Origin of the sequence: Natronobiforma cellulositropha, from assembly GCF_025629245.1 — an archaeon.
Taxonomy (GTDB): domain Archaea; phylum Halobacteriota; class Halobacteria; order Halobacteriales; family Natrialbaceae; genus Natronobiforma; species Natronobiforma cellulositropha.
In genome coordinates, this window is the sequence record NZ_JANZXN010000020.1 from 47,166 (window position 1) to 67,267 (window position 20,102).

The 20,102-nt window shown below is 66.4% G+C and carries 16 protein-coding genes; 7 read left to right on the forward strand and 9 right to left on the reverse strand.

All coding sequences use genetic code 11. The features are described 5' to 3' along the window. Positions 1–14: 14 nt before the first annotated feature. The 3 genes from N0B15_RS10595 (at position 15) to N0B15_RS10605 (ending at position 4,766) form a co-directional block, all read left to right on the forward strand. Positions 15–785, forward strand: a complete 771-nt coding sequence (locus N0B15_RS10595; protein WP_263019676.1) for an SDR family NAD(P)-dependent oxidoreductase — start codon at positions 15–17, stop codon at positions 783–785. Between the two features lie 66 nt (positions 786–851). Beyond that, positions 852–1,724: an SMP-30/gluconolactonase/LRE family protein gene (locus tag N0B15_RS10600; protein WP_263019677.1), complete on the forward strand. Its 873-nt coding sequence runs from the start codon at positions 852–854 to the stop codon at positions 1,722–1,724. A 258-nt stretch (positions 1,725–1,982) separates the two neighbouring features. Continuing rightward, positions 1,983–4,766: a cation-translocating P-type ATPase gene (locus N0B15_RS10605; protein ID WP_263019678.1), complete on the forward strand. Its 2,784-nt coding sequence runs from the start codon at positions 1,983–1,985 to the stop codon at positions 4,764–4,766. Positions 4,767–5,079: 313 nt separating this feature from the next. Here the strand turns inward: N0B15_RS10605 and budC are convergent, their stop codons facing one another. From budC to N0B15_RS10630, 5 genes are all read right to left on the reverse strand, one after another. Then, on the reverse strand, positions 5,080–5,808 hold the full coding sequence (budC, locus tag N0B15_RS10610; protein WP_263019679.1) for a meso-2,3-butanediol dehydrogenase: 729 nt from the start codon (positions 5,806–5,808) through the stop codon (positions 5,080–5,082). 114 nt (positions 5,809–5,922) lie between these two features. Continuing rightward, positions 5,923–7,938, reverse strand: coding sequence for a hypothetical protein (locus N0B15_RS10615; RefSeq protein ID WP_263019680.1), 2,016 nt, complete (start codon positions 7,936–7,938; stop codon positions 5,923–5,925). Positions 7,939–8,025: 87 nt separating this feature from the next. Next, a complete protein-coding gene (locus N0B15_RS10620; protein WP_263019681.1) occupies positions 8,026–9,549 on the reverse strand; it encodes an MATE family efflux transporter in 1,524 nt (507 codons plus the stop codon). A 101-nt stretch (positions 9,550–9,650) separates the two neighbouring features. Beyond that, entirely contained in the window at positions 9,651–9,956 is a 306-nt protein-coding gene (locus N0B15_RS10625) for a MazG nucleotide pyrophosphohydrolase domain-containing protein (protein ID WP_263019682.1), read from the reverse strand. A gap of 69 nt (positions 9,957–10,025) precedes the next feature. Then, positions 10,026–10,424 (reverse strand): universal stress protein, encoded by a 399-nt coding sequence (locus tag N0B15_RS10630; RefSeq protein ID WP_263019683.1) that lies wholly within the window; start codon positions 10,422–10,424, stop codon positions 10,026–10,028. An 88-nt stretch (positions 10,425–10,512) separates the two neighbouring features. On the opposite strand from N0B15_RS10630, the gene N0B15_RS10635 reads away from it, so the two are divergent. Together N0B15_RS10635 and N0B15_RS10640 are read left to right on the forward strand one after the other, a co-directional pair. Continuing rightward, positions 10,513–10,929 (forward strand): universal stress protein, encoded by a 417-nt coding sequence (locus N0B15_RS10635; protein ID WP_263019684.1) that lies wholly within the window; start codon positions 10,513–10,515, stop codon positions 10,927–10,929. Further along, positions 10,926–11,222, forward strand: coding sequence for a hypothetical protein (locus N0B15_RS10640; protein ID WP_263019685.1), 297 nt, complete (start codon positions 10,926–10,928; stop codon positions 11,220–11,222). The genes N0B15_RS10635 and N0B15_RS10640 overlap by 4 nt, the downstream gene beginning before the upstream one ends. A gap of 80 nt (positions 11,223–11,302) precedes the next feature. On the opposite strand, the gene N0B15_RS10645 is transcribed toward N0B15_RS10640, so the two are convergent. The 4 genes from N0B15_RS10645 to N0B15_RS10660 all read right to left on the reverse strand — a co-directional run bounded on the left by N0B15_RS10645 (position 11,303) and on the right by N0B15_RS10660 (position 16,805). Further along, a complete protein-coding gene (locus N0B15_RS10645) occupies positions 11,303–13,063 on the reverse strand; it encodes a hypothetical protein (protein ID WP_263019686.1) in 1,761 nt (586 codons plus the stop codon). A 644-nt stretch (positions 13,064–13,707) separates the two neighbouring features. Further along, complete coding sequence (locus N0B15_RS10650; protein ID WP_263019687.1) at positions 13,708–15,207, reverse strand: glycoside hydrolase family 43 protein; 1,500 nt, start codon at positions 15,205–15,207, stop codon at positions 13,708–13,710. Between the two features lie 390 nt (positions 15,208–15,597). Continuing rightward, positions 15,598–16,467: a fumarylacetoacetate hydrolase family protein gene (locus tag N0B15_RS10655; RefSeq protein ID WP_263019688.1), complete on the reverse strand. Its 870-nt coding sequence runs from the start codon at positions 16,465–16,467 to the stop codon at positions 15,598–15,600. A gap of 95 nt (positions 16,468–16,562) precedes the next feature. Beyond that, complete coding sequence (locus tag N0B15_RS10660; protein WP_263019689.1) at positions 16,563–16,805, reverse strand: hypothetical protein; 243 nt, start codon at positions 16,803–16,805, stop codon at positions 16,563–16,565. 106 nt (positions 16,806–16,911) lie between these two features. Between N0B15_RS10660 and N0B15_RS10665 the strand changes: the two genes are divergently transcribed. Together N0B15_RS10665 and N0B15_RS10670 are read left to right on the forward strand one after the other, a co-directional pair. After that, entirely contained in the window at positions 16,912–17,886 is a 975-nt protein-coding gene (locus N0B15_RS10665) for an endo-1,4-beta-xylanase (protein WP_263019690.1), read from the forward strand. A gap of 118 nt (positions 17,887–18,004) precedes the next feature. Further along, entirely contained in the window at positions 18,005–20,089 is a 2,085-nt protein-coding gene (locus N0B15_RS10670) for an alpha-glucuronidase family glycosyl hydrolase (protein WP_263019691.1), read from the forward strand. Positions 20,090–20,102 lie beyond the last annotated feature (13 nt).

A 20,102-nucleotide genomic window follows, 5' to 3' on the forward strand; every position in this document is an offset into this window, starting at 1 on the left:
CGCTGGCTCAGCGTATGGAGTATGCACACACGCCAGTGACGGTCGCGGGCAAACGCGCGGTCGTCGTCGGCGGCACCAGCGGCATCGGCCAGGCGATCGCGTGCGGCTTCGCCGCCGACGGCGCGGACGTCATCGCGACCAGTCGCCGTGAGACACCAGTCGAGGAGACCGCGAACGCACTCGAGGAACTCGGCGCGACCACCGCGCGCGTCACCTGCGACGTCACCGACCGGGACTCACTCGAGGAGGTGCGCTCGGTCGCCGAATCGACGCTCGGCGGCGTCGACATCGTCGTCGCCTCGCAGGGAGCCATCTCGCGCGAGACGGTGTGCGGGATCGGTGACGAGGAGTGGAACCGGGTGCTCGAGGTCGCACTCACCGGCGTCCGCAAGGTGACGCAGGCGTTCGCGCCAGCGATGGAGGAGGACGCGAGTTTCGTCTTCATCTCCTCGCTCGCCGCCAGGCTCTCGATGGCGAACCTGCCGGCGTATTCGGCGGCGAAAGGCGGCGTCGAGGCATTCACCCGTGCCGCCGCGAAGGAACTCGCCCCCGAGATTCGCGTCAACGCCATCGCGCCGGGGTTCGTCCTCACGCCACAGAACGCGGAGGTCTACGCCGAGGGAACCGCGAAGCGAAAAGCGATCGACGAGCGAGCGCCGCTCGAGCGCGTCGGTGAACGCGAGGAGATGGTCGGTGCGGCCGTCTTCCTCGCGAGCGACGCCGCCTCGTACGTCACTGGCGAGACGCTCACCGTCGACGGCGGCTTCGCCGATAGCGCGCTCTAAGTGACCGCGGGCGCTCGAAACACGCGAGGAGATAGCTTGATGTAGCAACCACTGAAACTCAGGGTCATGGCACTCGAGAAGATCGCCGACACCCACAACGCGACGGGCGAAGGACCGATGTGGCACCCCGACGAGGAGTGTGTCTTCTGGGTCGACATCCCGCCAGGACACCTCTACCGCTACGACCCCGAGACCGACGACCACGAGCGCGTCTACGAGACGCCCGACGGCGCACCGCTCGGCGGCTACACCATCGAAGCCGACGGCGCGCTGTTACTTTTCACCGACGACGGCCGCGTCAGCCGCCTCGAGATCGGTGCCGAGACGGCCGACCTCGTCACCCGGGTCGACGGCCCGACGACCCGGTTCAACGACGTCATCGCCGACCCCGAAGGGCGCGTCTTCTGCGGGACGATGCCCGGCGAGGACGGTCTCGGCGACCTCTACCGCCTCGAGATCGACGGCACCGCAGAGCGCGTCGTCGAGGGCGTCGACATCGCCAACGGCATGGGCTTTACGAGCGACCTCGAGTCGTTCTACTTCACCGAGTCCGAGGCGAGTCAGATCTACGTCTTCGACTACGACCGCGAGAGCGGCGGCCTCTCGAACCAGCGCACCTTCGTCGAGACACCCGAAGGCGACGGCGTCCCCGACGGGATGACCGTCGACGCGGAGGATCACGTCTGGTCGGCGCGCTGGGACGGCGGCCGTGCGGTCCGCTACGACCCCGAGGGCACCCCGGGCGAGGAGATCGAACTCCCCGCGAAGAAGGTCTCCTCGGTGACCCTCGGCGGGCCCGACTACGACGAACTCTACTTCACGACCGCCCTCGACGGCGGCGACCGTGAGGAAGAAGGTGACGGTGCGGGCGCACTCTTCCGCTACACCGGCGTCGACGTTCCCGGCGTGCCGGAGTTCCGCTCGGGCGTCAGCCTGTGAGGGTCTCGCCGATCTGACCGGTTCGAACAGGGAACTCGCAACCGCGTCGTCTATAGTAGCCACTGCAAGTCAGTGCACACCTGATCGCCAGACGGGGGCGGCGATCAGTGGGTAAATCGTCGCAGTCGTTACTATACCTCTGGAAAACTCACGACCCGATCGGGAGCTGTGGCCGGGCGCAAACAAGCATTACACCGGTTTTTCGTTTCACGGGGATCGCCCGCAGTTATACCCTCCCGCGCGTCGAACGAGGGCACAGTGGCACACTCCACCGACCCCGCTGTCTCCTCGAAACCCGCCAGCGGGGACCCGAACACCGACTGGCACTCGAGACCGCTCGAGGAGGTCTACGAGGAACTCGGGTCGTCGGCGGCGGGGCTAGAGCCGAGCGAAGCGCGGGATCGACTGGCGCGTGTCGGACCGAACGAGATCGAAGGGGAAGAGGGGACCTCCCCGCTCCGAATTCTCGCAGAACAGTACTCCTCGGCGCTGATCTGGGTGCTGATCGTCGCCGCTGGCGTGATGGCCGCCGTCGGTCACACGATCGACGCCGCCGTCATCGCCGGCATCGTCGTCTTCATCACCCTGTTCGGGTTCGCTCAGGACTACCGGGCCGAGCGGAGCATCGCGGCGCTACAGGAGCTCTCGACGACATACGCCCTGGTCAGACGCGGCGGTGAGAAAGTCGAACTCGACGCCACGAAACTCGTCCCCGGCGACGTGGTCTTCGTCGAATCGGGCGACATCGTGCCGGCAGACGCGCGGGTCGTCTCCGAGTCGAACCTCAGCGTCGACGAGGCGGCTCTCACCGGCGAGAGCGTCGGCGTCTCGAAGGAGGCTGGCGTCGTCGAGCGCGAGGTTGCACTCGCCGAGCGCGAGAACATGCTCTACAAGAACACCGTCATCGCACGTGGGTCCGCGAGCGCCGTCGTCGTCGAGACCGGGTCGGCGTCCGAGGTCGGACAGATCGCGACCGCGCTCGAGAGCGCCGAAGAGCGGGACACACCCTTCCAGACCGAGATGGACCGCCTCGGCAAGATCATCGCCGTCGGAGTCATCGCGGTGGTCGCGATCATCGCACTCGCCGAACTCGTCGTCGGTGACACCGAGCCGTTGCAGGTGTTCTTGACGGCAGTTGGTATCGCGGTGTCAGCCGTCCCGGAGGGGCTGCCCGCAGTCGTGACGCTCTCGCTGGCGCTCGGCGCGAGGCGGATGGCCGAGAAGAACGCACTGGTTCGGCGACTCCCGATCGTCGAAGCGCTGGGATCGGTCGACGTCATCTGTACCGACAAGACCGGGACGCTCACCGAAGAGGAGATGACGGTAACCAGGATCGCCGCCAACGGCGAGCAGTACGAGGTGAGCGGCACCGGCTACGACATCGAGGGTGCGTTTCGGCGGGATGGCAGTCCAGTCGACAGCTCACGCGTTGCGGAGGTGCTCCGCTGTGGCATGCTCTGTAACAACGCCGACATCGGGACCCGCGAAGCCGACGCCGAACGGACCTACCTGGGCGATCCCACCGAAATCGCGCTGTTCGTCGCCGCACAGAAGGGCGGGTTCGACCACCGCGAACTCACCGACGAGTACCCCCGGCTGGGGGAGGTCGACTTCACCTCCGCCCGAAAACGGATGACGACGGTCCACCGGACGCCCGACGGCGACACGGTCGCGTACACGAAGGGGGCTCCCGAGACCGTCCTCGAGCGGTGTGACCGCGAACTGGTCGACGGCCGCATCGTCGACCTCACCGACGAGCGCCGGGCGGAGATCAACGCACAGAACGAGGCGTTCGCCGAAGACGCACTCCGCGTGATGGGGTTCGCGTTCCGTCCTAACGTTCCCGACAGTCAGGTCGAAGCCCCCGACGAGGACCTCGAGCGAGGGCTGGTCTTTCTCGGTCTCCAGGGGATGCTCGACCCGCCGCGTCCGGAAGTTCCGGGTGCGATCGCCGGCTGTCTCGACGCCGGCATCGACGTCGTGATGATCACCGGTGACAACGCGGTGACCGCACGGGCCGTCGGGACGGAGGTCGGTCTCCGGTCGGCGCAGGTGATCACGGGACCGGAACTCGAAGCGATGGACGACGAGGAACTCGCGGCAGTCGTCGAAGACGTCGACATCTTCGCCCGGACGTCGCCCGAGCACAAGACGCGGATTCTTCAGACGCTCCAGGAGAAGGGGCACACGGTGGCGATGACCGGTGACGGCGTCAACGACGCACCGGCGGTCAAGAACGCCGACGTCGGCGTCGCGATGGGGATTCGCGGCACCGACGTCACCGAGCAGGCGTCGGACATCGTCCTGCTGGACGACAACTTCGCGACCATCCGCGACGCCGTCCAGGGTGGCCGACGAATCTTCGACAACGTCCGGAAGTTCGTCAACTACCTGCTGTCGGGCAACGGCGGTGAGGTGACGATGATCTTCACCGGGTCGATGGCTGGACTCGGTCTCGTCATCACCCCGATTCAGATCCTCTGGATCAACGTCGTCACCGACGGCATTCCGGCGGTCACGATGGGCGTCGACCCGGCCGCAGACGACATTATGGAACGGAGACCACGGCCACCGGAGGAGGGCGTCATCACGAGACGGATCGTGGCTTCGATCGTCGGTATCGCGCTGTTCATGACGGTCTGTCTCCTCCCACTGTTCACGCTCAATTACTACGGAGAACTGATTCCCGGATACGACGTCACGGGCGCCCTACTGGGGTGGTCGCCAGGGTACGAGGTGAGCAGGGAACTGGCCCAGACGATGGTGTTCACCGGCTTCGTCGTCTTCGAAATCGTCCGCATTCAGGCGATCAGGTTCCGCTACGGTCTCGGCATCCTCTCGAACGGCTGGCTCGTCCTGGCCGTACTCGTAGCGCTGACCCTCCAGCTGCTGGTCCTGTACACGTCGGCCGGCCAACTGCTGTTCGGCGTCGAGCCGCTGGCGCTCGTCCACTGGGCTCAGATCGCCGTCGCGGCAGCACTCTTCACCCTGTTGATGGCCGTCTTCGTGAACGTACAAGACCGGTACTTCGATCGGTACTAGCTCGCCCCCACGGACCACTCGAGTCTCACACCCATCGCGAGGACCACGGCGTTCCTCGAGCGGGTCGACGACCGGTCTAGCCGAGGCGTCGAACGGCCACAGGCAGGTATCGAGGAGACCAGCCTCCCACCCCCTTCACCGCGATAGATGTCTCGAGAAAACGCCTCGCGAGACGGGGAGGCTGGCGATGCCGTCAGTTCGCCCACTGACCACGGAGACGACCCAACAGATTCACCCGGGACCCGCTCGCCCGGTTGCGAGAGCGATACCGAGACGCTACCAGAGGTCCCACTGGCGGCGGATCGTGCTGTGCTCAAAAGGCAGTCCAGCCACCGTCGACCGGGATGTTTGCACCGGTGATGTAGGAGGCACCGTCGGAGGCGAGAAACGCCGCCAACGGCGCGATTTCCTCGGGTTCAGCCGCTCGGTTCATCGGTGTTCGAGTCCTGACGAAGTCGTAGAAGCTGTCGTCCTCGAGGATGTCCTCGGTCATCGGCGTCCGGACGAAGCCCGGACAGATGCCGTTGACACGGACGCCCTCGGCGGCGTAATCGACTGCAACCTGCTGGGTGAAGTTGACGGTTCCACCTTTCGCCGCGGAGTAGGCTGCTGCTCCTTTGCCACCGCGAAGCCCGTAGATCGACTCGATGTTGATGATACACCCCTCGGACTCGAGGAGGTGTGGCAGCGCCGCTTTCGAGCCGTGCATGACGCCATCGAGATTCGTCGAGATGACGTCGCGCCACTCCGAAATCGGCATCTCTCCGAGACCGGTTGTGCTCCCGATCCCTGCACCGTTGACGATGACGTCGAGCGTGCCGTACGCGTCGGCCACTCCATCGACGAGCGCCTCCACCTGTTCGTACTCAGATACGTCACACGGTTCGAACTCACAGTCGAGTTCCGCCGCTGTTTCCATCCCCCGTTCCTCGCCACGGCTCGCGATGACGACTTCGGCGCCATCGTCGAGGTACTCCGCTGCAATTGCCTTACCGATGCCGGTCGACCCGCCCACGACGATCGCAATCTTTCCGTCGAGCATATCCATGCCACACGTCGGACTGTGATAGCTCTGTGGATCAGTCTCTGTCGTTGACAACAGTGTCCGGACGGCTCGAGCGAGTAGGCCGCCTCGCACGATCTCGGCGGTGGGCTGTTAGTCGCGTGGCTGCCAGGCGTGGCCGACCACGTGGCCGTCGTACGTGAGCGTCACGTGCTCGACCTCGTCGGCATCGAGAGTAATCGTCTCACCCTCGGAGAACGCCTCACCCGGGTCTTCGACCGAGACGGTCTCGAGGTCGTCGGCGGTCCGAACCCGCAGTTCGAGCCGTTCGACCGGGAGGGCGGGCCCGCCGACGTGTGCGAGTTCGGAGCCGCCCTCACGGAGCTCGAGGTCGACTGACGGGGAGGCGCTGAACCCGGTGACGCGCACCTCGTCGTCACCCCAGACGACGACGCCGTTCGTGCCGACGTCGACGTCCTCGAGCGTGACCGTCGCCCCGTCTTCGACGGTGGTCCCCTCGTCGGCCCACTGGCGAGCGGCCGGTTCGTCCTCGACGAGGAGGGTGAACTCACTCGCCGGGCGCGACTCCTCGAGTTCGAGGGAGACCGAGAGCGTCTGCGCCTCGTAGTCGTAGTCGGCCGTCGCGAAGCCCGGCGGACGGGGCTGGTGGGAGAAAATCGAGTCACCGCGTTCGTCTCCCTTCCAGCCGACGATGGCCCGCTGGCCGGGGGAGACCCCCTCGAGTGAGGCGCTAGCGCCTTCGGCGAGGACCTCGCCAGCCCAGGGTTGGCTCGACTCGAGGGGCGGGTCACGGAAGTCGGCGTCGGCGCCGAAGACGGCGAGGTGGAGGTGGTCGCCGTCGAGCGGGTGGTCGTCCTCGTAGGTGAGTTCGAGCGTCTCGCTCTCGAGGTCGTAGGCGGTGTCGAAACGGAAGGTCGAGAGGAGAGTCGTCCCACTCGAGCTCCCGCCGTACTCGAACTCGTGTCTGAGCCGCAGGCTCAGGTTTGGTTCGACCTCCTCCATCGCGATCCGGATCGTATCACCTTCCGCGATGGTATCTTGCCCGTCGGTCCAGATGTCGGGGTCGTACGCCTCGTCACCCACCTCGAGTGTGAGTTCCTCGACGGGGGTCGGGTCACCCTGGGTGATCTCGAGTTCGACGTAGTCGGCGTCGAAGTCTATCTCACGCGGCGACCGGAACCGTGGGCTGTCGGTCTCCTGGCGGCGTTCCTCGGCCTCGCGCATCGCGACGAGGTCGAGCGTCGTCGAGGCGACGACGAACGCGTCGTCGACGGTCACCGTCGGTTCGTCGTGTCCGGGCTGGCCAGCCAGGTCGTCCTCGAGACGCTCGAGGACGTCGTCGGTGACGTCGTCCGCGTCGTCGAACTCGACGGCGAGAGTGATCTCCATCGTGTCCGGGTCGACGACGGTGATCGCGTGCGTGGCGAAGCGAACGGCCGCAGGGTCGAGCACGTCGTCGGGTTCGTCGTCCGGGCCGGGGAGGAAGACGTGCTGGCGGTCGGCGTCGGGGACCGCCTCGAGTGCGTCCGCGAAGACGGGTTCGGCGTCGGCGAGGTGAACACCAGCGCCGCTGCCAGCCTCGAGTGACTCCTCGAGGCGTGTTTCTGACTCCGCGATGACGAGCGCATCCTCGAGCGCACCGGCGACCCGCTCGTCGCCCTCGTAGAACTCGTAGGTGACGCCCGCCGACGTCTCGCGAGCGTCGCCGTCGTCCTCGAGCGTGACGTTGCCGCCGAGGACGGTGATCGGATTCGAGTACTCCGCCTGGTTCTCGACGGCGACCATGGTCGTGATCGACGATTCGTCGACCGCGAAGTCGCCCACGATCGAGGGCGTTCCGCCCATGTACGGGTCGTCAACCTCACTGAGTGTCGATACGTCGAGGGCGAACAGCACGATCTCGTCGCCGAGTGAGGCGGGGAGGTACTCGAGCAACGGCGTGAACTGGTCGTCGTCGGTCTCAGAGGCGGCTGCATCGCCGTCGTCAGCGTCGTCTTCGGCAGCGTCGTCTTCGGCGTCGGACTGACTCGAGTCGTTTCCGGGGGCGGTCGATGCACCGTCGTCCGGTCTCGAGAGACAGCCAGCGACACCGAGGGTGATCGTCGTACCGATACCACCGAGGAGGGAGCGGCGGGGACACTTGTCCATGCGTGATAGTTCAACCGTCCGACTATTAATCCGTCGATCCACTGGCAACACGGTGTGGAAAGTGAGAGACGGGACGGACAGAACGGATCAGTCGTCGGCGGAGAGGTCCGGGCGGTAGGCCCGACTGATCGCCTTCCACTTGCCGGTCGCGAAGCGGTGGTAGTTGATCGCCGCGGGCACCGCGGTCTCGGCGACGAACGCCAGGTAGAGACCGGTGATGCCGAGTGCTGGAATCGAGAACCCGCCGACGAGCGGGACCGCGACACCGCCGAGGTACGGCAGGGATACGGAGACCGGAATCGAGAGACCGACCGCGCCGAGGTACGCGATGGGAATCGAACAGCCGAACATGCCGAGCGCCTGGCTGTAGAAGATCCAGTTGGTGTCGCCACTGGCCTCGAGTGCGCCCCCTGCTGCGGCGTCGACGCCCTTGAAGACGACGGCGAAACAGGCCGCCCAGACGAGCGAGACGGCGATGGGAATCGACGGGTCGCTGGGATCGCCGACGAAGCCGCTCACGATCTGTTCGGCGAAGACGAAGACGATGATCGCCGAGACGAGGTAGGTCACCGCCGCGAAGCGGATGATCTCGCGCGCGTAGCGTTCGGCGTTCGCCTCCGCACCGCTGCCGAGTTCCTGGCCGACGAGGCTCGCGGTCGCGATGCCGAAGCCCCAGCCAGGGACGTTCATCAGTCCCCAGATGCGCCGGGCGATGACGTACGCCGCGACGGTGTTCTGTCCGAAGACGTCCACGATGGCGAGCATCGGGAACTCGGCCATCGTCCAGACGAGGTTTCTCGCCATGACCGGCGTCCCGATACGGATCAGGTCGCGGATGGTCTCGCCGTGGAGGTAGGTTCCCGTCGGATCGATCCGTGCGGGAAAGCTGCCGACGACCGGCAGTCGCCCGGTGACGAGCGCGATGGCGAACGTCGTCGAGACGACCGCGTTCGCGAGCACCGTTCCGAGCGCCGCCCCGACGACACCCATGTCGAGACCGAAGATCAGGACGGCGTTGAGCACGATGTTCGCGACCGCACCGCCCGCACGGAGCACCATCGGCGTCCAGGCGTCGTCGATGCCGACGAAGACGCGGCTCCCGATGAGGTTGAGTCCGGCGAACGGGATACCGAGACCGACGATCCGCAGGTAGTCGGCACCGTACTCGATCGCCTGCTGGTCGTTACTGATCAGCGAGACCAGTTCCTCGGGATAGTGCCAGAACAGCGCCACGACCGGCAGCGAGGCGATCACGACCAGCGCCGTACTCGAGCGCACCGCCTGGGCGAGTTCGCCGAACGCACCCGCGCCGTAGCGCTGGGAGACGAGCGCGATGGTCCCCCCGGCGACACCGCCGCCGATAGCGAACGCCAGACCCCAGAACGGCGAGGCGAAGCCGACGCCAGCGATGGCGGCCGGGCCCAGCGCGATACCGACCATCGCGACGTCGACGGCGTTCTTCGACATCCGGGCGAGACCGGTGACGATCCGCGGCCAGGCGAGGTCCGTCGTCCGGCGCGCCCGCTCGCGGTCGATCAGACCGAGGCGGGCGAGACCCAGTCCGATGTAGAGGATCGTCAGGCGGATCGGATTGGGAAACCGGTCGAACACAGGTTACCCGGCCTTGTCCACCGGTGCTAAAAGTCCTTCCAGACGCGGCAGGGACGACCGGTTTCGATTCGATATACGCTACCGGCACCCACAGTGTGAGACTACGCGCCAGAACCGGGGCTGCCGGTCGCTTCGAGCCGTTCTCGGTACTTCTCGAGCGAACACTCGAGCGCCTCGCTCGCGTCGATGTCGAGGGCGTTCGCGACCGACAGCAGCGAGAAGAGCGCGTCGCCCAACTCGTCGGTCGCGATCTCGAGGTGCTCCGGTTCGGTGCCGTACGCCGTCGACTCGGTGACTTCCTTCGCGAGTTCGCCGACCTCCGAGGCGAGGTCGAGCACGCGGTAGGCTGGCTCACTCTCGAGGTCGTACTCGGCGAAGAAGTCGGCGACTGCATCCTGTTCGTCCATAGGCGATACGAGTCGGCCGTGTGAGAAAAATCGTCCGCTACACGAGCGCACTCCTGCCGACGACCGGCGTCACTCGACGACGAGGACGGGCACCGAGGCGGCGTCCGAGACGCGCTCTGAGACCCGGCCACGGAGGAAGCGCTCGAGACCCCGGTTGCGGCCCATGACGATGAGGTCGACGTCGTGGTCCGTAGCGTAGGTCAGGATCGCCCGGGTACGGAGCCCGTGAGTGACGCTCGTCTCGGTGGCGACGCCAGCGGCGCTCGCCCGGTCGGCGACGTGAGAGACGGCCCGCTCACCGATCGACTCGAGGTCTTCGAAGTCGATACCCGGAGCCAACGCCGCCGAGTTGATCACGTAGAGGACGTAGAGCGTCGCGTCGTGGACGTTCGCGAGACCGATCGCCTCTTCGATGGCCCGTTCGGTGTGCTCGCGGCCGTCGGTCGGGACGAGAATCCGATCGTACATACGCCACGGTTCGGGGGCGCAACACAAAGATGTGTTCCGAGCGGCCGCGTGGGATACTGTTATTTCGCCCTCGTTCGAACGGTGGTGTATGACCATGCGCGTGCTAGTTCCGATCGACGGCTCACCGCAGGCGGGCAACGCGCTCGCGGAGGCGCTCGAGCTCTTTCCCGACGCGACGATCACGCTGTTACACGTCGTCGACCCGATCGACGGTGACGGCGACGAGAACGCTTCGGTGGCCGCTCACCACGAGTCACAACGCGAACGGGCAGAACGGCTCTTCGACGCCGCGAAGAGCCGGGCCGATAGCCGGGAGGCGACACTCGAGACGGCCGTCGTCGCCGGGTCCCCGTGGCGGGAGATCGTCACCTACGCCGACGACCACGACATCGACCACGTCGTCATGGGGAGCCACGGCCGAGGCGGTGCGGCGCGGTTCCTCCTCGGGAGCGTCGCCGAACTCGTCGTCCGGCGCGCCTCAGTGCCGGTGACCGTCATCAAGTGATCGAGACCAGGACCGAGACCGAAACCGAGACCGTGGACCCCACCGACGAGATCGAAGCCGCCCGCGCGAGGGCTCGAGGGAGCGACCAGCGGCTCGTGCGCATCAGCCTCGTACTCTGCGGAGTCTCGCTCGCCTTCGTCGGCGTCGCCATCGGGTCGTTCGTCGTCGCGACCACGGGAGACACAGCCGGGAGCGCAGGGAGCGTCTACGCCGCCCTCGGCGCGCTGTTCGGCGCCGTCGGCGTCGTCGGAACGGTGCTGTTCGGGGGTCTCGTCCTCCTCCGGCGAGACTAGTGGCGTTCCAAACCTAAACTGATGGGTGAAACCGATGGTGGTCGTCCGGTTTCACTCATCAGTCGACGTTTGGGATGGTACTAGCCGAGCGCCTCCGGGTCGTCGATCCCGTCGGTCTCGAGCAGGGCCAGAATGTCGGCTTCGCAGGCTTGCTGGTTCGGGTTCGTCTCGAGCGTATCGCCGAAGCCGGGCGTCGCGACCTCGATGTCCTCGAACAGTTCGACGCTGGTCACGATGGGACCGTAGGTGAACTGACCGAACTCCTCGGTGGCCGAGATGGTCCGCTCGCCCGAGACGGGACCGACCGGTTCGGTGATCGTCCCGAGCTGACCCGCCTCGCTCCACCAGATCAGATCGAGGATGACGTCGTCGAACTCGCCGACGACGCGGACGGTCTCGCAGTCGAGAAACTCGACCGTCGGGTCCGGGTCTGGGTCGGGGTCGTCAGGGTCCGGCTCTGGCTCGTCTGGCTCGTCTGGCTCGTCTGGCTCGGGGTCCGGGTCGGGGTCGTCGGCCCGTTCTCGTTTCTCCGTCGGCACTTCGTCGGTCGGCTCCTCGTCGTCAGTCTCGAGCGCGCTCACCAGGCGTGCGAACGCCTCCGTCCGCTCGTCGTCAGTTCGCCGTCCCGCCGCGAGGAGGTCGCCCGCAGCCGTCTCACAGACGCTGGTGACGACGCTCGAGCGGTCGTCCTCGAAGAACGTGCGCTCGGCCGTCCCGACCCAGCCGCGGTTCTCGCGGGCACCGCCCGCAACGAGGTCGTCACCGTACTCGAGCGCGTCGAACAGCGGCGTCTCGGGGAGGGTCTCGAGTGCCGTCTGCTCACCGGCGTCGGTGTAGGAAGCCAGGAAGCCGTCGCCGTCGATGACCGGGTCGAACGGCTGGCCGAACAGCCGCTGGCCGCGTGGGACGTTCGGGCCGGCCGCACCGACGACGGCGAGTTCGCTCTCGCCGCAGTCGCCGCGGACCAGCACGTCGTAGGCGCGCGTCGACCCCGGCGTCTCGAGGGCGAAGCGGTCGTCCCAGTGGACGTCTCCGTCCTCGTCGATGCCGACCACCCAGGCCCGTTCGGCGGTGCCAGGACTCTCGTCTTCGGGGTCGAAGTGGCCCGCGAGAGCGTAGCCGCCCGGCGTCTCTGTGATCGCGCGAAAGACGTCCTGTCTGGAGGTCTCCTCGAGGTTCCGGTCGGTCGCCGGATAGCGTCGGTGCCAGTCGACGTCGCCGTCCTCGTCGACGGAGACGACCCAGCCGGCACCACCCAGCATGATGCCGGGCGACTCGATTCCACAGAGCAGGTAGCCGTCGTCGGTCCGGACGCCGTTGGCCAGGAAGCTGTACGCCGAGGCGTCCTCGAGGTCGGCGAACGAGCGCTCCCAGAGCACCGCACCGGCCGGATCGATTCGCACGAGACGCGCGATGTAGACCGCGGTGTTGTCGAAGTAGGTCCAGCCGACGAGCAGGTAGCCGTCCTCGGGACCGCCGGAGCCAGCCTCGAGCGCGAACGCGAGACCGTCCTGTGGGATGGGACCGATGACCTCCTGCTCGAGCGCATCCTGCTGGTCGGGTGAAACGTAGCGTCTCGACCACTCGAGGTTCCCCTCGGAGTCGAGTTTCAGGGCGAATCCCTGGCTCTCGCCGCTCTCGTCTCGGGCGGTGCCGACGAGCAGCGAGCCGTCGTCGACGCAGCGTGCGCTCGTGACGGAACTGAACGCGCTGTCGTCGTCGGTCCACTCCCAGGCGGCGTCGGGAAGCGTCCGCCGGTGGGCAGTGACACCGGCTACAGATCCGAGCGCCGCGACGGTGGCTGCCGAACAGAGAAAGTGTCGCCGGTCGAGTCTCGACATGGCCCGGCGTTCGACAACCCTCGGTAAGAACATTGTTTTCGTATGCCTGAGCGTCAGGCGTTTCGAGGGGAGTAGCCGCCGACTACCGCGCGCGTCAGCTACGACCACAGCGTCCGTGACGGAGACGGCTACGGGACGGTGTGAGCGTCAGCCACCCGGTGTAGGCCGCCCATTCGATCCGAGAAACCGTCTGCCCGGGACGGGCCAGCGCTCGAAGCGGACTCGAGACGTGGCACGGAACACCGGTCGGTGACGGGTCTCGAGCGGGTACCGTCTTCTCGAAGGAGAGCCGATAGTACAGTAGTGACAGGGTACAGCATCGAACCGGCAGACAATATCAATTTTCAATACATATTAGTTCCCAGATTTTTCTCCGAGGCTGCCAGGCGGACAAAGCCCGTCACAGACCAACACAGGCCGCAGGAGCAGCGCCACACCGGCCGAGCCGGGAGGTCTCGAGGGCGGGACCGGAGACGGGACGGACACCAGTCTCGAAAGTCGGGAGTGCCCTCGAGTGGCGGACTCGGCGGTGAACAGTCACTGGAGGCGTACCGAGACAGTGATCGTGGCAGAAAGTGAATTTAGTCTGATTGGTGGTAGAAAAGAACAGTGTTCGTATGTGACCGTCGGAACCTGAGCGGCCGTCAGTCGGCGAGCGGACGGTATTCGAACGCCGTGAACCGTGCGGGTTCCTCACAGTCGCTCCCGTGACCGGTCGCGTAGAGACCGACGTAGACGCCGGTGAACCCGCCAGCGACCTCCGTAGAGAGGTAGCGCGTCGACGCGCTCGCGAGGGACGTCCGCGAGCCGTTCGCTTCGAACCCGAACCGGTACGTCTCGGGCGTTCCCTCGACGGTCAGGTCGACCGCCCCCGCCGGGCAGTCGCGGTCGGCGACGACCGCCGTCGCGTCGCCGATGCGCAGGCGGACGACGACCCGGCGCTCGCCCTCGCGGCGAGTCAGCGCGAGCGCGTAGTGGTGGCGCTCGTCGTAGAAGAGGGTCAGGCCCGCCTCCTCACCCGCCCGTGGGTCGAACTCGAGACGCGCCCGGGCGGTACACTCGAGGTGTTGCTGGCGGCGGCCGACGAACGTGACGCCGCGCTCCTCGAGCGTCTCCGGCCCGCCCTCGAGCGAGAGGACTCCGTCGCCGACGGTGTAGCGCTCGCGGGCGTAGCGGCCGTTCCACTCGGGACCGAGGTCGGTGCCAGCGAAGGGGTCGGTCGTCGTCCAGTCGGCCCTCGGCGCACGCTCGAGGTCGGTGTCGGGCACCGATAGCTCCGGCGTGATGCGCTCGCCACCGTTGACGACGGGCCAGCCGTCGACCCACTCGACGGGTGCGAGGAACGTCTCCCGGCCGAGGTGGTGCCAGCCGGGGTAGCCGCCGAACTGACGGATGCCGAGGAAGACGAGCCACCAGGTGCCGTCGTGAGCCTCGATCAGGTCGCCGTGGCCGGTCGCCTGAATCGGCGTGTACATCTCGCTCACGCCGCGGTGGCTCAGAACTGGGTTGTCCGGGCAGGGTTCGAACGGCCCGTCCGGCCGGTCCGAACGGGCGACACAGACCATGTGTCCGGTGTGGGTCCCGCCCTCGGCGACCACGAGGTAGTAGGTGCCGTCGATTTCGTAGAGGTGCGGCGCCTCGGTGTAGTCACCCGCCAGTCGGTCGGCGATGACGCGCGACTCGCCGAGCGCCCCCGTCTCGAGGTCGAGTTCAGCCTGGGCGATGCCCGCCTCGCCCTCGCGGTAGGTGACGTAGACGGTGTCGTCGTCCCAGAACAGGTCCGGGTCGATTCCCGGGGCGTCGATCCAGGTCGGTTCCGACCACTCCCCGCGCGGGTCCGTCGCGCTGACGACGAAGTGGCCGCCGTCTGAGACGTTCGTCGAGATGACGTAGTAGGTTCCGTCGTGGTACCGGAGCGTCGGTGCGAAGATGCCCTCGGAAGCGCTCGCGTTCTCGAGCGGAAGCTGTGAGGGCCGTGTGAGACAGTGACCGATCGGTTCCCAGTCGGCGAGGTTGTGGCTGTGATACAGCGGAATTCCGGGGGTGTACTCGAAGGAACTCGTCGCGAGGTAGTAGTCCTCGCCGACGCGACAGACGCTCGGGTCGGGGTGAAATCCGGGCACGACCGGATTGGAAAACTGCATACCACTGCCTTCACCGCCACCCGTATAACTGTCCCCGAGGCGGCAGTCAACGACGCTCGAGGAGACACTCACGGGTTCCGCACGACGCAGTATTCTCCAGGACAGAACGTTAGACCCCTACGGCACCTGGTCGAAGCGCCGACAGTGGACTCAGCAGGGACGCGATTACAACCGTACGAGTGTAATCCACGTCCGTACCGCCGGCACACACGAGGTGAAGGCACGTAGCCCAACGGGTACCGGGTCGGCTGTAAATCAGTAATGGGGCATGTATGTTTTCTAATACAGAATTCGATTCTGTATAGGGGTATACCCGTGGTGTGATGCAGATGGAGGGAGTCAGCGACGGCAGGGTCGCACCCAGGGGGTGGAGTAGTTGATGTTGGCCGTTCAGACTTCGACGACCGGGTTCGAGAGCGTCCCGATTTCCTCGATGGTGATGTCGACGACGTCGCCTTCCTCGAGCGTAAAGCCCTCGTCAGGCACCAGCGAGGTGCCCGTGAGCAACACCGAGACGTCGGGAACGCGGTTGTGTCGGACGAAGTACTCGACGAGTTCGTCGACGGTGCGGACCATCTCGCCGGTCGAGGTCGAGTCCTCGTAGAGGACCTCGTCGCCACGGGTGATCGTCATCGACATCTCGAGGTCGTGGGGGTCGTCGATGGCCGACGCGGAGGTGATACAGGGACCGAGCGAGCAACAGCGGTCGTACACCTTCGCCTGTGGGAGGTAGAGCGGATTTTCGCCTTCGATCGAGCGACTGCTCATGTCGTTGCCGATGGTGTAGCCGACGATCTCCCCCTGGTAGAGGACGATGCCGAGTTCGGGTTCGGGCACGTCCCACTCGGAGTCGGCGCGGATGCCGACGCCGTCGTTCGGCCCGACGGTCCGCTCGGGCGTCGACTTGAAGAACACCTCCGGACGCTCGCTCTCGTAGACGTTCATGTACATCTCCGGCATCGTACTCTCGGCCTCGCGCGCCTCCTCGCTGATCTTGTAGGTGACGCCCGCCGCCCAGACTTCGCGCGCCTCGAGCGGCGGTGGAGAGGCGCTCGTATCGGCGTCGGCGTCGGCGACCGGTGCCTCCTCGAGGAGGTCTGCGGTCAGGTCGTCGATCGGTCGGTCAGCCGCCGAGGAGGCCTCGAGCAGGTCCTCGAACGTCTCGAAGTCGGCGTTCGCTGCGGTGAGATCGTAGACAGCCCCGTCGGTCTCGGCTGCGAGTCGGAGGGAGTCCCCCCCGTTACGTTGGTAGTAACGCATGTGAGTACTGGTAGTTCCGAGCCGAGAGTATTAGTTCTACTGTCTCGGCTCCACGGCGGTCGGCGAAGGCAGGTGGAGACGAGACGGCCGGGCGGTCACCGGAAGCGGTCGCGGCGTTCGAACGGATCTTCGTCTTCGCTGATGGTGTCGATCGCCTCCAGGTCTTTGAGCCGTCGTTTGTACTCGAAGTAGCCGCCGCCGCCGAGCAGTGCGAAGACGACGAAGCCGGTCACCGGCTCGCCGCGACTCGTGAAGAACCAGAGCGCGAGGAGACCGAGCAGTAACGACACCCACATCGCCCGCCGGGCGAGTTTCCGTTGCGGTTCTGCGGTGGCCATAGCCGCAGTTGGGAGACGAGCTATACAATCGTTACGCACCGTCGAAGCCGGTCAACCGCTCCGGGTATCCTCAGCTTTTATGAGCCTCGACGCGTGGAGTCGGGTGATGTCTGACGAACCAACACTCCGTACAGCGGCCGACGAGCGTGGCTTCAACCTGGGCGCTGCGGTCGACCCGAACGCACTCCGAAACGACCCGAGCTACTGGAAGACGCTTCGCTCGTCGTTCAACGCGGTGACGCCGGAGAACGCCCTGAAGATGGGACCGCTCCGGCCCAGCCCGAACACCTACGACTTCACCGACGCCGACGCCGTCGTCAACTTCGGCGTCGCGAACGACATGTACGTCCGCGGGCACACCCTCGTCTGGCACAACCAGACGCCCCACTGGTTCCAGGCCTGGGACTACACCGACGACCAGCTCCGGGAGTTCCTGCGCGATCACATCCACACCGTCGCCGGCCGCTACCGCGCGAAGATCGACACCTGGGACGTCGTCAACGAGGCCGTCGCCGACGACGGCACGATGCGCGAGACCGTCTGGTACGACGCACTCGGCGAGGAGTACCTCGACCTCGCCTTCCAGTGGGCGAGCGAGGTCGCCCCCGACGCCGACCTCTACTACAACGACTACGGCGCGGACGCCATCAACGAGAAATCCGACGCCATCTACGACCTGCTCGAGCGCCTCCTCGAGCGCGGCGTCCCCGTCGACGGCGTCGGTCTCCAGCTACACGCCCTCGGTGACCACCCCGACCCGGAGTCTGTCGCCGCCAACATCGAGCGCTTCCAGGCGCTCGGACTCGAGGTCGAGATCACCGAGATGGACGTCTCCTTCCCGGCCGACGACGTGCCCGACGACCCACTCGAGGTCCAGGCCGACTACTACCGGTCGATCGTCGAGACCTGTCTCGAGGTCGGCTGTGAGACCGTCGTCACCTGGGGCGTCAACGACGCGAACTCGTGGGTCGCGAACTTCAAGGACTTCCCGGAGCGCTTCACCACCGAACCGTTGCTCTTCGGCGGGCGCTACGAGGAGAAACCGGCCTACCACGCCGTCAGAGACGCACTCGAGAACTGACCGCCGGCGCGGTCTGCCCCCGAGTACTGACCGACAGCGCGGCGCTCCTGCGAGCGCGCGCCACTTACCACCACACCAACCGTCAGGACTTTCGTGATCGGTGTGAAACCCCTCGGCAATGGCATCTGAAAGATACGATTCGTGCTGGCTGCGCTACGAGGCGTCGATCGACGACGAGCGCCTCGAGTCCTACCGGCGGCGCTGTCTGCACGTCTACGCCTCCGACGGCGCACCCGAACTCGGCGTCGTCCGCGAGGAACTCAGACGCGGACTCGAGGGAGTCTTCGGGCGCGAGCCACACCTCTGGCACCACCCACCGCGGTCGGCCGACGGCTTCCTCGCGGTCGGTCTTCCCGACGAGATGCGTCCGATCACAGAGAGCGTCGACGTCGAGTTCGTCCGCTCGCTCGACGACGACGGCTACCTCATCCGGGCCGTCGAGTGGGAGGAGTCCGACTGTCTCGTCCTCACCGCCCCCACGGACACCGGTCTCGTCTACGGTACCTTCCACCTGCTGCGCCTGCTCGCGACCGGCGAACCGATCGACGACCTCGAGATCGTCGAGGAGCCTGCCAACGCCGAACGGATCGTCAACCACTGGGACAACCCGTTCCGTGGCCTGGTAGAGCGCGGCTACGCCGGCCAGTCGATCTTCGACTGGGAACGGCTGCCCCAGCTCGACGAGCGCTACGCCGACTACGCGCGCTTGCTCGCCTCCGTCGGTCTCAACGGTCTCTGCGTCAACAACGTCAACACGAAGATTCCGGGCCGTGAGGGGGCCAACGAGGTCGTCTCCCAGCAGGCGGGCTGGCAGCTGCTCGAGTCGGCGAACCTCGAGAAAGTCGCCGCGCTCGCCGCCCTCTTCCGCCGGTACGGCGTCCGTCTCTACCTCTCGGTCAACTACGCCTCGCCGATGCTCATCGGCGGTCTCGACACCGCGGACCCGCTCGAGCCAGCCGTCGAGGAGTGGTGGGCCGAGAAGGTCGCCGAGGTATACGACCTGATCCCCGACTTCGGCGGCTTCGTCGTCAAAGCCGACTCGGAGGGCCAGACCGGTCCCTACGACTACGGCCGCGACCACGCCGAGGGAGCGAACGTCATCGGCCGTGCGTTCGAACCCTACGACGGGCGCGTCTGGTGGCGCGCGTTCGTCTACTCCGACCACGAAGACCGGGCGGTCCAGGCCTACGAGACGTTCGAACCGCTCGACGGCGCGTTCGACGACAACGTCACCCTCCAGATCAAGAACGGTCCCATCGACTTCCAGCAGCGCGAGCCGGTCTCGACGCTGTTCGGCGCGATGCCCGAGACCGCCCTCGGCTGTGAACTCCAGATCACCCAGGAGTACACCGGCCAGGGCGTCCACGCCTGCTATCTGGTCCCGCAGTGGAAAGAGATCCTCGAGTTCGACACCCACGCGCCGGTCGAGGGGTCTCGCGTCGCCGACCTGCTCGCAGATACCCCCGGGCAGGGCATCGCCGGCGTCGGCGTCGTCGGCGACGACCCGAACTGGACGGGCCACTACCTCGCGCAGGCGAACCTCTACGGCTTCGGACGCCTCTGCTGGGACCCCGACCTCGAGAGTGAAACGATCACCGACGAGTGGGTGGCGCTGACGTTCGGGACCGACCCCGAGGTCAGAGAGACGGTGAGCCGAATCTTACTCGACTCCTGGCAGGCGGCTATCGACTACCACACCGGCGGCATCGGTCTCATCCACATGATGTACAACGGCGAGACCGCCCTCGAGAACCACTACGACCCCTCGCCCGAGGAGTGGCCGGAGTACACCGGTGTGAGCGAAGACGGCATCGGCGTCGACCGCAGTTCGAGCGGCAGCGACTACGCGGGTCAGTACCGCGAGCCGCTGGCCTCGCGCTACGACTCGCCCGAGACCTGCCCCGAGGAACTGCTGTTGTTCTTCCACCACCTGCCCTGGGAGTACGAACTCGCCGACGGCACCACCGTCATCCAGCGCCTCTACGACGGCTGCTTCGACGGTGTCGAGCGCGTCAGAGTGTTACGCCAGCGCTGGCGCTCGCTCGAGGGACGGATCGACGAGCGACGCTACCGCCACGTCGCCGAACGCTTCGACGAACACGCACACCAGGCGGTCCGCTGGCGCGACACCCTCTGTGCGTTCTTCTACGAGTACTCGGAAATCCCCGACGAAGCGGGACGCATCCCGATCGAGGAGTGCTAGCACGCACCAGTGC

Bases quoted from the DNA above. Each gene is read 5' to 3' on its own strand.
- N0B15_RS10595 (WP_263019676.1), top strand. From the start codon at position 15: ATGGAGTATGCACACACGCCAGTGACGGTCGCGGGCAAACGCGCGGTC.
- N0B15_RS10600 (WP_263019677.1), top strand. From the start codon at position 852: ATGGCACTCGAGAAGATCGCCGACACCCACAACGCGACGGGCGAAGGA.
- budC (WP_263019679.1), bottom strand. From the start codon at position 5,808: ATGCTCGACGGAAAGATTGCGATCGTCGTGGGCGGGTCGACCGGCATC.
- N0B15_RS10615 (WP_263019680.1), bottom strand. From the start codon at position 7,938: ATGGACAAGTGTCCCCGCCGCTCCCTCCTCGGTGGTATCGGTACGACG.
- N0B15_RS10625 (WP_263019682.1), bottom strand. From the start codon at position 9,956: ATGGACGAACAGGATGCAGTCGCCGACTTCTTCGCCGAGTACGACCTC.
- N0B15_RS10630 (WP_263019683.1), bottom strand. From the start codon at position 10,424: ATGTACGATCGGATTCTCGTCCCGACCGACGGCCGCGAGCACACCGAA.
- N0B15_RS10635 (WP_263019684.1), top strand. From the start codon at position 10,513: ATGACCATGCGCGTGCTAGTTCCGATCGACGGCTCACCGCAGGCGGGC.
- N0B15_RS10645 (WP_263019686.1), bottom strand. From the start codon at position 13,063: ATGTCGAGACTCGACCGGCGACACTTTCTCTGTTCGGCAGCCACCGTC.
- N0B15_RS10650 (WP_263019687.1), bottom strand. From the start codon at position 15,207: ATGCAGTTTTCCAATCCGGTCGTGCCCGGATTTCACCCCGACCCGAGC.
- N0B15_RS10655 (WP_263019688.1), bottom strand. From the start codon at position 16,467: ATGCGTTACTACCAACGTAACGGGGGGGACTCCCTCCGACTCGCAGCC.
- N0B15_RS10660 (WP_263019689.1), bottom strand. From the start codon at position 16,805: ATGGCCACCGCAGAACCGCAACGGAAACTCGCCCGGCGGGCGATGTGG.
- N0B15_RS10665 (WP_263019690.1), top strand. From the start codon at position 16,912: ATGTCTGACGAACCAACACTCCGTACAGCGGCCGACGAGCGTGGCTTC.
- N0B15_RS10670 (WP_263019691.1), top strand. From the start codon at position 18,005: ATGGCATCTGAAAGATACGATTCGTGCTGGCTGCGCTACGAGGCGTCG.